This window comes from Spirillospora sp. NPDC049024 (assembly GCF_040649235.1).
GTDB lineage: Bacteria > Actinomycetota > Actinomycetes > Streptosporangiales > Streptosporangiaceae > Spirillospora.
Window position 1 is genome coordinate 135,296 of the sequence record NZ_JBEZFD010000014.1, and the last position, 14,642, is coordinate 149,937.

Consider the following 14,642-nt stretch of genomic DNA (forward strand, 5'->3'; position numbering starts at 1 on the left):
TCGGAAGATGCGTTTCGGGGTGCTCGGGCCGCTCGCGGTCTGGACCGACGACGGCGGGCTCGTCCCCGTGCCGGGTCTGAAGGTGCGGGCGCTGCTGGCGGACCTGCTCGTGCACGAGGGGCGTCCGGTGCCCGCCGACCGGCTGATCGACGACCTGTGGGGCGACGCGCCGCCCGGGAACCCGATGGGCGCGCTGTCGGCGAAGGTGTCGCAGCTGCGCCGGGTCCTGGAGGACGCCGAGCCCGGCGCGCGGGCGCTGGTGGAGTCGCGGCCGGCCGGATACCTGCTGGGCGCGGCCGGCGAGCGGGTGGACGCCCGGTGCTTCCAGGCGCTGGTCGAGCGGGCGCGCGCCGCGGCGGAGCCGAAGGAGAAGGCGGCGCTGCTGGCCGACGCGCTCGGGCGGTGGCGGGGCCCCGCGCTCGCCGACTTCCGCGACGAGGAGTTCACCCGGGCGGCGGCGGCCAGGCTCGAGGAGCTCCGGCTGACCGCGCTGGAGGAGCACGCCGAGGTGCGGCTGGAGCTCGGGGAGCACGGGGCGCTGGCGGGCGAGCTCGGCGGCGCGGTCGAGGAGCATCCGCTGCGCGAGCGGCTGCGGGCCGCGCACATGCGGGCCCTCTACCGGGCCGGGCGGCAGAACGAGGCGCTGGAGGCCTACGAGCGGTACCGGGTCCTGCTCGCCGACGAGCTGGGCCTCGACCCCGGCTCCGAGCTGGCCGACCTCCAGCGCGCGATCCTGCGGCAGGACCCCGGGCTCGACGCGCCCGCCGCCCCGCCGCCGCCCGGTCCGCGGTCGAACCTGCCCGTCCCGCCCACCGAGCTGATCGGGCGCGACGGCGCCGTCCGGGAGATCCGGACGAGGATCGGCACCGACCGGCTGGTCACGCTGACCGGCCCGGGCGGGGTGGGCAAGACGCGTCTGGCGATCGAGACGGCGGCCGGGCTCGCGGACGAGTTCGGCGACGGCGTGTGGATGGCGGAGCTGGCGGGCCTGGAGCGCTCGACCGTGCCCGACCTCGCGGAGGTCGTGACGGCGATCCTCGACATCCGGGACGCGCCGGGCGCGCCGGCCGCGGCGCTCGACCGGCTGGCGGCGGCGCTCGGCGCCCGCCGGCTGCTGCTCGTCCTGGACAACTGCGAGCACGTGGTCGAGCAGGCGGCCGAGCTGGCCGACCGGCTGCTGCGCAGGGTTCCCGGGGTGCGCGTGCTGGCGACGAGCCGGGAGCCGCTCGGCCTGCCCGGCGAGGTCGTGTGGGCCGTCCCGCCGCTGGACGTCCCCGGCCGCGGCGACGATCCGGCCGCCTCCAGCGCGGTCCGGCTGTTCGCGGCGCGGGCCGGGGCGGCCTCGCGGGGGTTCAGGCTGGACGCGGACACGGCCGGGCGGGTCGGGGAGCTGTGCCGCAGGCTGGACGGCATCCCGCTCGCCCTCGAACTGGCCGCGACCCGGGTGCGGGCGCTCGGGGTCGAGGGCCTCGTCGAACGGATCGACGACCGGTTCCGGCTGCTGTCGTCGGGGCACCGCGGCGCCCCGGCCCGGCAGCGCACGCTCACCGCCGTGATCGACTGGAGCTGGGACCTGCTGACCGGACCCGAGCGGGCCGTGCTGCGCCGCCTGTCGGTGCACGCCGACGGCTGCACGGCCGACTCGGCCGAGGCGGTGTGCGCGGGCGGGGACGTCCCGGCGGCGGAGGTCCTCGACCTGCTGGTCAGGCTGGTCGACCGCTCGCTGGTCGTGATGACGGAGCGTCCGGGCGAGGGCCCCCGGTACCGGCTGCTGGAGTCCGTCGCCGCGTACGCGGCCGAGCGGCTCGCGGAGGCGGGGGAGGCGCGGCCCACCCGGGACGCGCACAGCCGCCACTACCTCGACTTCGCCGAACGCGCCGCGGCCCGGCTCACCGGGCCGGAGCAGCCGCACTGGCTCGCGGCGCTCGACACCGAGTCGGCGAACCTGCGCGCCGCGCTGGACGCCGCCGGGACGGCCGACGAGGCGCTCCGGCTGGTCAACGCGCTCGCCTGGTACTGGTTCCTGCGCGGCAGGCTGACCGAGGCGCTGCGGTCGCTGGAGGCGGCCCTCGCGCGGGACGGCGGCTCGCCCGCCGTCCGGGCCCGGGCGCTGACGTGGCGGGCGGGGATGGCCGTGCTCAAGGGCGTCCCCGGCGACTGGAAGGCCTGCCGCGACGAGGCACTCGAACTCGTGGACGCCACGGACGACGACGGCCTGAAGGCGTGGGCGCGCTGGTTCCTGACGTTCGTGTGGGCCGAGCTCGACGACGCCGGCGCGGGCGCCGCGATGCTGGAGGAGGCGCTGGCGGGGTTCCGCGCGACCGGCGACCGGTGGGGCGAGGCGGCGGCGCTGGTCCAGCGCGCCATGCACGACCACGCCCGCGGCGACCCCGCCGCGCTGGAACGCGATGCCGAACGGGCCGCCGTGCTGTTCGGCGAGGCCGGCGACCGCTGGGGCCGCCTCCAGGCGATGCAGTGGCTCGCGGGCCTGGCGGAGCTGACCGGCGACTACGACCGTGCGGAGCGTCTCCAGCTCGACGGGCAGCGGATGGCCGAGGAGCTGCGGATGTGGCCGGACGTCGCCGTCCGGATGGCATGGCGCGGCTGGATCGCCTACCTGCGCCGCGACCACGATGCCGCGCGGCGGCTGTTCGGGCGGGCGCACCGGGTCGCCGTGGAGCAGGGGTTCGCGCCCGCGGTCACGTTCGCCGACATCGGCCTCGGGCTGGTGGCGCAGCGCGAGGGGCGGCTGGACGACGCCGAGGACCGGCTGCGGCGCCTGCTGGCGGCGGCCCCGCCGGAGGAGGTCCCGCCGCTGTACCTGACGCTGGTCCAGACGGGGCTGGGGCGGGTGGCGGAGGCGCGCGGCGACGCGGTCTCGGCCATGCGGTACCAGCGGGACGCGCTGGCCGTCGCGATCAGGCTGGCGGCGCCGCGCGACCTGGCGGGCGCCCTGGAGGGGCTGGCCGGGGCGCTGACCCTCGCCGGACGGCACGCGGACGCGGCGCGGGCCCTCGGGAAGGCGGCGGCCGTCCGGGAGGCGGCCGGCCTGCCGCCCGGCCCCGTCGAGCAGGACGACGTCGACCGGGCCGCCGCGCGGATCGGGGACGCTGCCGGGCCGGACGCGTTCGCCGCCGGCGCGGGCCTCGACCCGGTGGAGATCATGCGCCGCGCGGAGGCCGTCCCGCCCGAGGGCCCCTCCGTGTGGGCGGAGCGCTAGGCCCGGGCGGCGCGGCAGTGCCTCCAGGGGAAGGGGAGACGGAAGCGACCGCCACTTATTGCAAGAGGGTTGCGAAAGGTCGCGGAAGTGTCACGGCCCCTTGTGGCGCCCCTCACACCCAATGATCATGACCCTTCGTGGGACGACGGGGGTTGGTGCTCAGCCGGATCATCGGCGATCGGACGCTGGTGCTGGCCGCCTGCGCGACCGCGCTGTTCGCCACGACCGTGCTCGCCGCCCTGGTCGGCTACACCGGGTCGGTGACCCGCGAGGGCCTGCGCCGCACGCTGGCCGACGCGACGTTCGAGTCCGTCGGGACGACGCTCGGCACGCACGTCCCGGCGAACGGCCTCCCCAAGGTGCAGGGCCAGGTCGACCGGGCACTCAAGCAGATCTACCGGGACGTCCCGCTGACGGTCTCGATGAGCCTCCGCAGCGACTCCTACACGCTCCCGGGCCAGGAGAAGAGCGACCATCCCGACCTGACGGCGTTCGAGACCTACACCGGGATCGAGAAGCACGCTCGGCTCACCCAGGGCCGCTGGCCCGGCGCCGGCGCCGGCTCCGCCTCCGGGTCCGGCGAGGTCGAGGCGGCCCTGCCCGGCGCGGCCGCCCGCGCGATGCACGCCGGCGTGGACGACGTCCTCACGCTGCACGGGCGCGTCGACAAGAAGTCGGTCGTGAAAGTGCGCGTCGTCGGGCTGTTCGAGGTCCCCGACCCGCAGGACTACTTCTGGCAGGACGACAAGCTCGTCACGACCGGCGTGGAACGGCTCGACTACACGACCTACGGGCCGTTCGTGGTGCCGCCGCAGGTGTTCGCCGCCCGGTTCACCGGCACCGGCTCCGAGGCCCGCTTCACCGTCATGCCCGACCTGCGCGGCGTCGAGGCCGGCGAGCTCGGGCCCCTCGGCGACCGGGTGGCCGCGAGCGGCGACGCGTTCAAGAAGGCGGGCGAGGGCGCGCAGTTCAGCGTCGCGACCGACCTGCCCGACCTGACCGCGCAGCTGCGCACCGCGCTCCAGGTGGCGCGGTCCACGATGCTCATCCCGGTGATCCAGCTCGTCCTGCTGGCGGGCTGCGCGTGGCTGCTGGTGGCGCGGCTGCTCGCCGACCACCGGCGCGGCGAGGTCGCGCTGCTGCGCACCCGCGGCCTCGGCATGCGCCAGCTCGCCCGGCTCGGCCTCGTCGAGGGCCTGCTGATCGTGCTGCCCGCCGCGCTGTTCGGCCCGCTGCTGGCAGGGCCGCTGCTGCGCCTGGCCGGGCACGCCCCGGCGGTGCGGGACTCGGGGCTGCGGCTGGACGCCGGGCCGCTCGTGCCGCTGTGGACCGTCTCGGTGCTCACGGCGCTGGCCTGCGCCGTCGTGCTCACCGTCCCGACGCTGCGGGGCGCGAACCGGACGTTCGTTGAGGCCCAGGCCGGCATCGGGCGGCAGGGCCGCGGCGGCCTGCGCGGCTCGGGCACCGACATCGCCCTGCTGCTCGTCGCCGGGCTCGCGATCTGGCAGCTCACCCGGTACGGGGCGGACGGCGCGGGCGCCGCCGGAGGGGACGGCACGGGCGGCATCGACCCGTTCATCGTGTCCGGCCCGGCCCTGGCCCTGCTCGCCGGCGGGGTGCTGCTGCTGCGCCTCGTGCCCGCGGTCTCCCGGGTGGCCGAACGGATCACGACCCGCAACCGCGGGCTCGTGGCCGTCCTCGGCACCCGGCAGGTCGGGCGGCGCCAGCTCCGCTACACCGGCCCGGTCCTGCTGCTGGTGATGGCGATGGCCGTCGGCGTGCTGTCGGTGACGACGATGGCGACCTGGCGGCGGTCGCAGACCGACCAGGCCGACTTCCAGAGCGGCGCCGACCTGCGGCTGGCCGTCTCGGCCCGGGAGGCGGCCCCGGAACCGCTCGGGCAGGCCGGGCGGTTCGCGGCGCTGCCGGGCGTCTCGGCCGCGAGCGGGGTCCTGCGCATGGACGCCGACCTCGGCACCGAACCCGCGACGCTGCTCGGCGTCGACGCGAGGAAGCTCGGCCCGCTCCTGCGCGTCAGCCCCGGTCTGCGGGACGACCTGCGGCTGGACGAGCTGGCGCGGTCGCGTCCCGCCGTCCCGGCGCTGACCGTCCCCGGCGCGCCGAAGCGGCTGCTGTTCGACCTGCGCCTCAGCCGCTCCGGCCCGGAGCCCGAAGTGCCCCCCGACTACGTGCCGCCGCTCGGCGAGGGCTACAAGTTCGTGGTGAGCATCGTCGACGCCAACGGGCTCACGCGGCAGGTGCCCCTGCCCGGCATCGACGCGGACGGCGAGAAGCACACCGCCGCCCTGGACACCGCCCAGCTCGCGGGGCAGGACGGGGTGCCGTCCTTCCCGCTGTCGGTCCGCGGGATCCACTTCAACTACGACGACAACAAGATCTCGGGCAGGCTCGACCTGGAGCTGCGGAGCATCGCCGGCGAGGGCACCGGCCAGGCCACGCTCCCCGCAGGGGCCCGCTGGGACGCGTTCGCCGGGCCGCAGGACCTGGAGCATCCGATCAAGACGGCCGCCAAGCAGACCGCGGACGCGCTGGCGACCCTCACGATCCCCTCGTCGCCCACCCTCGACCGCCAGGGCTTCTACGGCTACGCGACCGGCACGGCCGTCCACGCGATGCTCGGCACGGGCGCCCCGCCCTCGCACGACATCAAGAACACCGACCTGCTGCCGGTCGTGCCGGGCGTCGTCACCAAGGAGATGGCGAGCCGCGCGAAGGTCGGCGTCGGCGGCACCGTCACCGTGAGCACCATCGACGGCGACCAGCCCGTCAAGGTCGCGGGCATCGCGCCCGCGCTGCCGAGCGTGCCGCCCGGCAGGCCGGGCGTCCTGGTCGACCTGCCCACCCTCACCCAGTCGCGGCTCGCCGTGGACGGCTCGGGCGGCGAGACCATCACCCCGCGGGAGTGGTGGGCGTCGGCGCGCGGCGGCCGCACCGCCCCGGCCGTGCGGGAACTGGCCGGCCATCCCGCCTGGGGCGAGGTCGCGGCCGACCGCGTCGAGACGCGCTCCCGGCTCCGCGACGCCCCGCTGGGCGCGGCGCTCCAGGGCGCGCTCGTCCTCGGCTTCGCCGCGGCGCTGGCGTTCGCCGTCATCGCGTTCGTGGTGAACGCGGCGGTGACCGCCGGCGAGCGGTACCGGGAGTTCGCGGTGCTGCGGGCGCTCGGGGTGCCGCCCAGGCAGGTCGCCGGGATGCTCGCGATCGAGCAGGCGTACCTGGTCGGGCTCGGCCTGCTCGGCGGGACGGTCCTCGGCCTGGTCGTGGCGCGGCTCGTCGTCCCGCACGTCGTGCTCAGCGTGCAGGCGGCCGAGCCGTACCCGCCCGCCGCGCTGGTCGTCCAGTGGCCCGTGGTGCTGGCCGTCGCCGGCGGGGTGGCGGTGGTGCTCGGGCTCGTGCTCGCGCCGGTCATCCGGACGCTGCGGCGCCGGAACCTCGGTGCCGGGCTGCGCGTGGGGGAGGACCGATGAGGAGTGCCGGGATGCGGCTCGTCCGCGCGCAGTGGGCGCCGATCACCGCGCTGGCCGTGCTGATGCTGGTGTCGGCGCTGCTCGCCGTCGCCGTCCCGTCCCGGACGACCGCCGGGTACGACCGCGCCGCGGCCGCCGCCGTCGGCGCCGACACCGGCGCCGACGTCCACGTGAAGGGGGAGGCGGGCGGCACCGGCGCCTTCGCCGCCGTCCCCGGCGAGGCGGCCCTGACCTCCAACGCCCTCGCCTGGCGGGACCGGCTGCCCCGCTCCCTCGCCGAGGTCACCGGCGAGCCCGAGTCGTCGGTCACCTCCCCGGGCGACCGCGTCGAAGGGGACTTCCGCCGCCCGAGGATCCTCTACCTCGGCTTCGAGCCGGGCGCCTGGCGGCGCATCCGCTTCGTCTCCGGCCGCTACCCCTTCAACAAGCCCGGGCAGACCAGCGGCGACATGAGCGTGGCGGTCGCCAAGAAGTACGCCGACCAGCTCGGCTACAAGCTCGGCGACCGGATCGATCTCGGCGGCACGAGCGTCCGCATCGTCGGTCTGTACGAGCCGGTGGACGCCACCGACCAGTTCTGGCGGCCGCGCGCCCGGATCCTGCACCCGACCATCGAGTACCTGCCCAACAGCACCATCGAGGCCGACGCGGGCACGGCGCTGATCGACGCCTTCGCGTACTCGCGCCTCACCCGCGACCCGCGCCTGAAGCTGACCTACGACTGGCGCTTCCCGGTCCGCACCGGCGCGGTCAGCGCGGAGCAGACCCGGGTCATGGTCCGCGACCTCGACGCATTCCGCTCCGCCGTCGAAGGCCGCGCCGACCTCTTCCCCTGCGAGGTCTCGACCGCCCTGGACAACCGGCTGAAGGAGTTCATCGCCCGGCTCCACACCGCCCAGTCCGTCGTCGGCCTCGCCTTCGGCGGCCTCGTCGCCGTGGCCGCCGGGCTGCTGCTGCTCGCCGCCGGCCTGCTCGGCGAGCGGCTCCGCCCGATCCTCGGCGTGATGCGGGCCCGCGGCGCGTCGCTGCGCCAGCTCGCCGCGCCCGCCTGCGGGCTGACCGCGCTCGCCGCCGTCCCGGCCGCCCTGCTCGGGTACGCGGCCGGACGGCTGCTGGACGCCGGCCCGCCGCAGCCGTCCTCGCTGGTCGCGATCGGGCTGCTCGTCCTGGCCGTGCTCGGCGTCTCGGCGGTCATGGTCCTGCGCGAGCGCGGCGGCGGGCTCGGCTCGGTCGCCGAGCGCCGCGACGACCTCGCCGCGGCGCGGCCGTCCCGGCGGCGGCTCGTCATGGACGGCCTGCTGGTGGTGCTCGCCGTGATCGGCGTCGTGCTGCTGCGCGAGCGCGGCGCGTCCGCCGGCACCGACCCGCTGGTCGCCGCCGTCCCCGCCCTGCTCGGCGCGGCGCTCGGCGTGCTCGTCCTGCGCGTCTACCCGTACCTGCTGCGGGCGGCCGGGCCGCTGCTGCGGCGGCGGACCGGGGCCGTCGCGTTCATCGGCGTCGCCCGCGCGTCCCGGCAGAACCTCGTCGGGGCGCTGCCGCTCGCCGTCCTGCTGCTGGCCGCGACCATCGCCGGCTTCACCTCCACCGTGGACACCGCGCTGAGGGTCGGGCAGGAGCGCGCCTCCTGGGCCGAGGTCGGCGCCGAGGCGCGGGTCGAGGCGGCGTCGCTGGACGAGGCCGGCCTCCGCCGCATCCGCGCGGTGCGCGGCGTCACCGGCGCCGTCCGGGTCCGGGTCATCACCCGGGCGTCGTCCGCCACCGACCCGGCGCCGGTGACCGTGGTCGGCGTGGACCTCGACGCCTACCGGAGGCTCGCCCCCGAGGTGCCCGGCATCCCGGACAGCGGCACGGGCGCGCTGGTGTCGCCCCTGGCCGCCCGCACCCTGGGCTCGGGCACCGTGACGCTCAGCCGCGCCGGCATGGACCCGGTGACCGTCAAGCCGTCCCGCCAGATCGAGCGCTTCCCCGGGCAGGAGAAGAACAGCGCCTTCGTCATCGTCCCTTACAAGAGCGTCGCCGGCGCGACGGGGTTCACCTCCCACGTCTTCGTCGCAGGCGACCACATCGACGTCAAGGCGCTGCGCGCCGCGGCGCCGGGGGACGACATCGTGCTGCGGCAGCGGGTGCTGCGGGAGATGACGGGGCTGCCGCTGGTGTCGGTCGTCCACGAGACCTTCCGGAACGGCGCCCTCGCGGGCGGCGTGTACGGGCTGCTCGCCGTCCTGCTCGTGCTCGTCGTGGGCGCCCGCGCCCGCGGCCGGATGGTCGCCCACCTGCGCGCCCTCGGGCTGAGCCGCCGGCAGAGCCGGGGCCTCGCCCTCGTGGAGCTCGCGCCCGTCCTGCTGTGCGCGGTCGGCGCCGGCTGGGTGCTCGGCCTGCTGCTCCCGGAGATCACCGGGCCGGTCGTGGACCTGCGCCCCTACACCGGCGGCTTCGCCGTCACCGCGCACGTCCCGGGCGTCCCGGCGCTGCTCGGGCTGCTCGCCGCGCTCCTGCTGGCCGCGGCCGCCGCCATCGCCGTCGACCGCGCCTTCGACACCGACCCCGGCAACGCCCTGAGAACGGGGGAGTGATGACCGAAACGACCGATCTCGCCGAACTGGAGCGCCGCGCCGCCGAGCGCGGGCCCGTCTACGGCGAGGGCGCCCACATCGTCTGCGACAACCTGGTGCGCATCTACAAGACCGACGGCGTGGAGGTCGTCGCCCTGCAGGGGCTCGACCTGCTGATCGACCCGGGCGAGCTCGTGGCCATCGTGGGCGCGTCCGGCTCGGGGAAGTCGACGCTGCTGAACATCCTGTCCGGCCTGGACGTGCCGACCGCCGGCGTCGCCCGCGTCGCCGGCTCCGACCTGCTGACCATGGCGTCCAAGGAGCGGCTGGTGTTCCGGCGCGAGAAGGTCGGGTTCATCTGGCAGCAGACGTCCCGCAACCTCCTGCCGTACCTGACCGCCGCGCAGAACGTCGAGCTGCCCATGCGGTTCGCCGGGCGGTCGCGCCGCGAGCGCGCCACCCGCGCCGCCGAGCTGCTCGGCATGCTGGACGTCGGCGACTGCGCGGACCGCCGCCCGGCGGAGCTGTCCGGCGGCGAGCAGCAGCGCATCGCGATCGCCGTCGCCGTGGCCAACGAGCCCCAGGTCGTGCTGGCGGACGAGCCGACCGGCGAGCTCGACACCGCCACCGCCGCCGGGGTGTTCGCCGCGCTCCGCCGCGTCAACGAGGAGCTCGGCACCACCACCGTGGTCGTCACCCACGACGCGCAGGTGTCCGAGCGCGTCGACCGGACCATCGGCATCCGCGACGGCCGCACCAGCGTGGAGGTCCGCCGCCGCTCCGAGGACGACGGGACCCGCGTCGTGGAGGAGTACGCCCTCCTCGACCGCGTCGGCCGCGTCCAGCTGCCCAAGGGCTTCACCGAGGCGCTGGACATGCGCGACCGCGTACGCCTCGCCCTGGAGAGCGACCACGTCGGCGTCTGGCCCGACCGGGAGGAGAGCTGATGACCACGCCGATGGTGGCCGTGGAGGACCTGGTCCGGACCTACCGGACGGGCAAGATCGAGGTGCGGGCCCTGCGCGGGGCGTCCTTCGCCATCGCGCCCGGCGAGATCGTCGCGATGAAGGGCCGCTCGGGCTCCGGCAAGACGACCCTCCTCAACCTGATCGGCGGCCTCGACAGCCCGGACGGCGGCACCGTCCGCGTCGACGGGCGCGACGTCGGCGCGCTCTCCGAGGACGAGCTCCTCGCCCTGCGCCGCGACGACATCGGCTACGTGTTCCAGTCGCACGGCCTGATCCCCGTTCTGTCGGCCGCCGAGAACGTCGAGGTCCCGCTGCGCCTCGTCCGCACTCCCGCCGCCGAGCGGGACGAGCGGGTCCGCGTCCTGCTGGGCCTCGTCGGCCTGGCCGACCACGCGCTGCAGCGCCCCTACGAGCTCTCCGGCGGCCAGCGCCAGCGGGTGGCGATCGCCCGCGCCCTCGCCAACCGCCCCCGCCTCCTCCTGGCCGACGAGCCCACGGGCCAGCTCGACTCCGAGACGGCCGCCGCGATCATGCCGCTGTTCCGCGCGGTCGCCGCCAGCGAAGGCGTGACCGTCCTGGTGGCGACGCACGACCAGTCCCTCCTCGCGGAGGCCGACCGCGTCCTGACCCTGGAGGACGGCGCCGTCACCGAGACCCCCGTCCCCGCCTGACCGACACCCGCCCGTGAGCCGGGGCCTCCCTCCCGCTCCGCCGATCGCGGGCCGCCTGGAGAGACAGGCTTGCCGAGTGATCGGCGTGGGAATCGGTATCGGGGATGGGAGGCTCGATGGCGACCGTTGTGCTGCTGGGGACGCTCGACACGAAGGGCGCGGAGTACGTGTGGCTCCGCGAGCGGGTGCGGGAACTGGGCTGCGACACCGTCCTCGTGGACGTGGGTGTCGGGCCCTCCGATGTGGAGGCCGACGTCTCCGCCGAGGAGGTCGCGGAGGCCGGGGGCACGTCGCTCCAGGCCCTGCGGGACGCGGGCGACCGGGGCGCGGCCGTCACGGCGATGGGCGAGGGCGCGGCGATCGTCCTCGCCGCGCTGGGGCGGGTGGACGCCGTGCTCGCGGTCGGCGGCAGCGGCGGATCGTCGATCGCGGCGCGCGCCGTCCGCGACCTGCCCATCGGGCTGCCCAAGCTGATCGTGTCGACGATGGCGTCCGGGGACGTCTCGCCCTACGTGGGCGCCAAGGACGTCACGCTCACCTACAGCGTCGTCGACATCGCGGGCGTGAACCGGGTGTCGCGGCTGATCCTCGGGAACGCCGCCGCGGCGGCGGCCGGGATGGCGAAGGCGCACGCGGCCCCGGAGCCCGCGGCGGAGGAGCGGCCCCTCGTCGGGGCGTCCATGTTCGGGGTGACGACCCCGGCGGTGGACGCGGCGCGGGAGCGGCTGGACGAGCTGGGCTACGAGGTCCTCGTCTTCCACGCGACGGGCGCCGGAGGGCGGGCGCTGGAGGGGCTCGTGGACAGCGGGCTGCTGGCCGGGGTCCTCGACCTCACCACGACCGAGCTGGCGGACGACCTCGTGGGCGGCGTCCTGTCGGCCGGGCCCGACCGGCTCACGGCGGCGGGACGGCACGGGGTGCCGCAGGTCGTGGCGCCCGGAGCCCTGGACATGGTCAACTTCGGGCCGCGCGACACCGTCCCCGAGCGGTTCGCGGGCCGGAACCTGTACGTCCACAACCCGACCGTGACGCTCATGCGGACGACGCCGGAGGAGATGGCCGAGCTCGGCCGGAGGGTGGCGGCCAAGCTGGCGGCCGCGACCGGGCCGACCGTCCTGTTCGTCCCGCTCGGAGGCGTCTCGGCGCTGGACGCGCCCGGCATGCCCTTCCACGACCCGGGGGCGGACGAGGCGTGCTTCGCGGCCATGGAGGGGGCCGTGGAGACGGAGAGGCTCGACATGAACATCAACGACCCGGAGTTCGGCCGCGCGATGGCCGACCGGCTGCACCGGCTGATCTCGGAGGGCGCGCAGTGAACCGCGAGACCGTCCTGTTCCGGCTGCGGAACACCGTCGAGGAGGGCAGGCCCGTCATCGGCGCGGGGGCGGGCACCGGCCTGTCCGCCAAGTGCGCCGAGGCGGGCGGCGTCGACCTGATCATCATCTACAACTCGGGCCGCTACCGGATGGCCGGCCGCGGTTCGCTGGCCGGCCTGCTGCCCTACGGCGACGCCAACCAGATCGTGGTGGAGATGGCGTCGGAGGTGCTGCCCGTCGTCCGGGACACGCCCGTGCTGGCGGGGGTGTGCGGCACCGACCCGTTCCGGGTGATGCCGGTCTTCCTCGATCGGCTCAAGGCCATGGGCTTCGCGGGCGTGCAGAACTTCCCGACGGTCGGGCTCTACGACGGCGTCTTCCGGCAGAACCTCGAAGAGACCGGCATGGGGTACGAGCTGGAGGTCGAGATGGTGCGGCTCGCGCACGAGCGCGGCCTGGTCACCGCCCCGTACGTGTTCGACGAGGACCAGGCGCGGGCGATGGCCGAGGCCGGCGCCGACGTGCTCGTCCCGCACGTCGGCCTCACCACCAAGGGCAGCATCGGCGCCGGGACGGCCCTGACGCTGGACGAGGCGGTCGAGCGGGTGCAGGCCATGCGGGACGCGGCGGCCGCCGTCCGTCCCGACGTCCTCGTGCTGTGCCACGGCGGCCCCATCGCCGAGCCCGGCGACGCCGCGTACGTGCTGTCCCGGACGGAGGGAGTCGTCGGCTTCTTCGGCGCCTCCTCCGTCGAGCGCCTGCCCACCGAGAAGGCGATCACCGCGCAGGTGGCGGCCTTCAAGAACCTGGAGATCTGATGCTGAGGAACCCCGGTGACGTGACGACCATGACCTTCGACTGGGGGTCGATCAAGTGGTTCGTCACCCCGTCCGCGGTGCCCGGGGCGGGCAGCACGCTGGGCGAGGTGATCGTCAACCCCGGCAAGGGGCACGCGCGCCACAACCACCCGAACGCCGAGGAGGTCATCTACGTGATCTCCGGTGAGGCCGCGCAGATGGTGGACGACGGCGAGCCGTTCGTGATCCGCGAGGGCGACGCGGTCCACATCCCCAAGGGCGTCTGGCACTCCACCTACAACATGACGTGGCGCCCCCTGCGCCTGATCGTCACCTACACGCCGGGCGGCGAGGAGAAGGCCCTCGAAGGCGCGCCCGACTTCTGCCTCCACGAGGCCGGCGCCGTCCCGGAGTGGCGCCAGGCCTAGGCACGCGACCAGGCGTCGAGGCCGCCCTCGGTGAGGAGGGCGTCGAAGGCGGCGTCGGCGGCTCCGGTGAGGGGCCCCTGCCGGCCGAGCGTCGAGGACAGGACGGGCGGCGGCGCCGGCCGGCGGTAGCGCATCAGGGCGGAGGCGTAGCCGGCCTCCAGGGCGGCGGGCGCCGTCGCGGCCAGCTCGGTGGCCAGGCCGGAGAGCGTGACCACGCCGGGGTCCAGGGCGTTGGCGAGGGCGCCGACGCCCCGTCCCAGCGCGTGCGCGGCGGTCTCGACGGCCGCGCGGGCCGCGGGGTCGGACGCCGCGGCGGCGATCACCTGCCCGGCCGCCGTGCGCGGGTCTCGCGGTTCGGGACGGCCGAGCGCACGGGCCATGGCACGCCCGTCGACCTCCAGGTCCCAGCAGCCGTCGGCGCCGCAGGGGCAGCGGAGCGACGGGTCGCCGAACGGCATGTGGCCGAACTCGCCGCCCGCGCCGGTGGCGCCGTCCACCGGCCGTCCGTCCACGACGAGGATGCCCCCGACCCCGACCTCGACCGTCAGGTGCAGGACGACCCGCGTCCCCGCGCCCGCCCCGCGCCTCGCCTCGGCCAGCCCGGCGAGCGAGGCGTCGTTGCCGACGAGCAGGGGGATCCCCGGCGGCCGGAGCGGTTCGAGGTCCACGTCCCGCCAGCCCATCCCGGACGCCTGGACGACCGTCGTCCCGCTGACCGTGCCCGCGACGCAGGCGGAGACGGCGCGGAGCCGGCGGCCGTAGCGGGCGTGCAGGGCCGACACGCGGTCGCCGAGCGTCCCGAGGACGTCCGGGGTGCCGGAGTGGCCGCCCGCCTCCTCCGCGACGACGCGCCCGCCCAGCTCGACGCAGCCCGCCCGCCAGCGCTCGTGGCTGATGTCGACGACGCACACGAGCGGGCCGTCCCGGTGGGCGACGAGCGCCGGGGAGGGGCGGCCGCGCCCGCCGGTCGGCGCGTGGACCTCGTCCACCAGGCGGGCCGCCTTCAACCGTCCGATGATCTCGGTCGCGGACCCGCTGCTCAGCCCCAGCGCCCGCGCCGCCTCCGCGCGCTTCGCGGACGGGTGCGCGTGCACGTACCGGAGCACGGCCAGGACTCCCTGGCTGCGCAGCGCGCGCGCCGAGTGCGCGGTCATCCGCTCCATGGCTGACATCCTGGCCCGTGCGACTTATCCTCGTACCACGAG

9 protein-coding genes are annotated in these 14,642 nt (G+C 76.2%); 8 read left to right on the top strand and 1 reads right to left on the bottom strand.

Features of this window, described 5'->3' with window-relative positions; all coding sequences use genetic code 11:
- Positions 1-7 precede the first annotated feature (7 nt).
- The 8 genes from AB0C21_RS25680 to AB0C21_RS25715 all read left to right on the top strand — a co-directional run bounded on the left by AB0C21_RS25680 (position 8) and on the right by AB0C21_RS25715 (position 13,437).
- Entirely contained in the window at positions 8-3,220 is a 3,213-nt protein-coding gene (locus tag AB0C21_RS25680) for an AfsR/SARP family transcriptional regulator (RefSeq protein WP_500207490.1), read from the top strand.
- Between the two features lie 137 nt (positions 3,221-3,357).
- Positions 3,358-6,705 (top strand): ABC transporter permease, encoded by a 3,348-nt coding sequence (locus tag AB0C21_RS25685; RefSeq protein ID WP_500207492.1) that lies wholly within the window; start codon positions 3,358-3,360, stop codon positions 6,703-6,705.
- Complete coding sequence (gene cas5 / locus AB0C21_RS25690; RefSeq protein WP_500207494.1) at positions 6,702-9,278, top strand: CRISPR-associated protein Cas5; 2,577 nt, start codon at positions 6,702-6,704, stop codon at positions 9,276-9,278. Before AB0C21_RS25685 ends, cas5 begins: the two co-directional genes overlap by 4 nt.
- On the top strand, positions 9,278-10,204 hold the full coding sequence (locus AB0C21_RS25695) for an ABC transporter ATP-binding protein (RefSeq protein ID WP_500207496.1): 927 nt from the start codon (positions 9,278-9,280) through the stop codon (positions 10,202-10,204). The genes cas5 and AB0C21_RS25695 overlap by 1 nt, the downstream gene beginning before the upstream one ends.
- Positions 10,204-10,896 carry an ABC transporter ATP-binding protein gene (locus AB0C21_RS25700; RefSeq protein ID WP_500207498.1) on the top strand — a complete coding sequence of 231 codons (693 nt, stop codon included), beginning with the start codon at positions 10,204-10,206 and terminating at the stop codon, positions 10,894-10,896. The genes AB0C21_RS25695 and AB0C21_RS25700 overlap by 1 nt, the downstream gene beginning before the upstream one ends.
- Before the next feature lie 116 nt (positions 10,897-11,012).
- On the top strand, positions 11,013-12,212 hold the full coding sequence (locus AB0C21_RS25705) for a Tm-1-like ATP-binding domain-containing protein (protein WP_500207499.1): 1,200 nt from the start codon (positions 11,013-11,015) through the stop codon (positions 12,210-12,212).
- Positions 12,209-13,030: a phosphoenolpyruvate hydrolase family protein gene (locus AB0C21_RS25710; RefSeq protein WP_500207501.1), complete on the top strand. Its 822-nt coding sequence runs from the start codon at positions 12,209-12,211 to the stop codon at positions 13,028-13,030. The genes AB0C21_RS25705 and AB0C21_RS25710 overlap by 4 nt, the downstream gene beginning before the upstream one ends.
- Positions 13,030-13,437, top strand: coding sequence for a cupin domain-containing protein (locus AB0C21_RS25715; protein ID WP_500207503.1), 408 nt, complete (start codon positions 13,030-13,032; stop codon positions 13,435-13,437). Before AB0C21_RS25710 ends, AB0C21_RS25715 begins: the two co-directional genes overlap by 1 nt.
- Here the strand turns inward: AB0C21_RS25715 and AB0C21_RS25720 are convergent.
- Positions 13,434-14,600: an ROK family transcriptional regulator gene (locus tag AB0C21_RS25720; RefSeq protein WP_500207505.1), complete on the bottom strand. Its 1,167-nt coding sequence runs from the start codon at positions 14,598-14,600 to the stop codon at positions 13,434-13,436. The two genes, AB0C21_RS25715 and AB0C21_RS25720, sit on opposite strands and share 4 nt — an antisense overlap.
- Between the last annotated feature and the right edge of the window lie 42 nt (positions 14,601-14,642).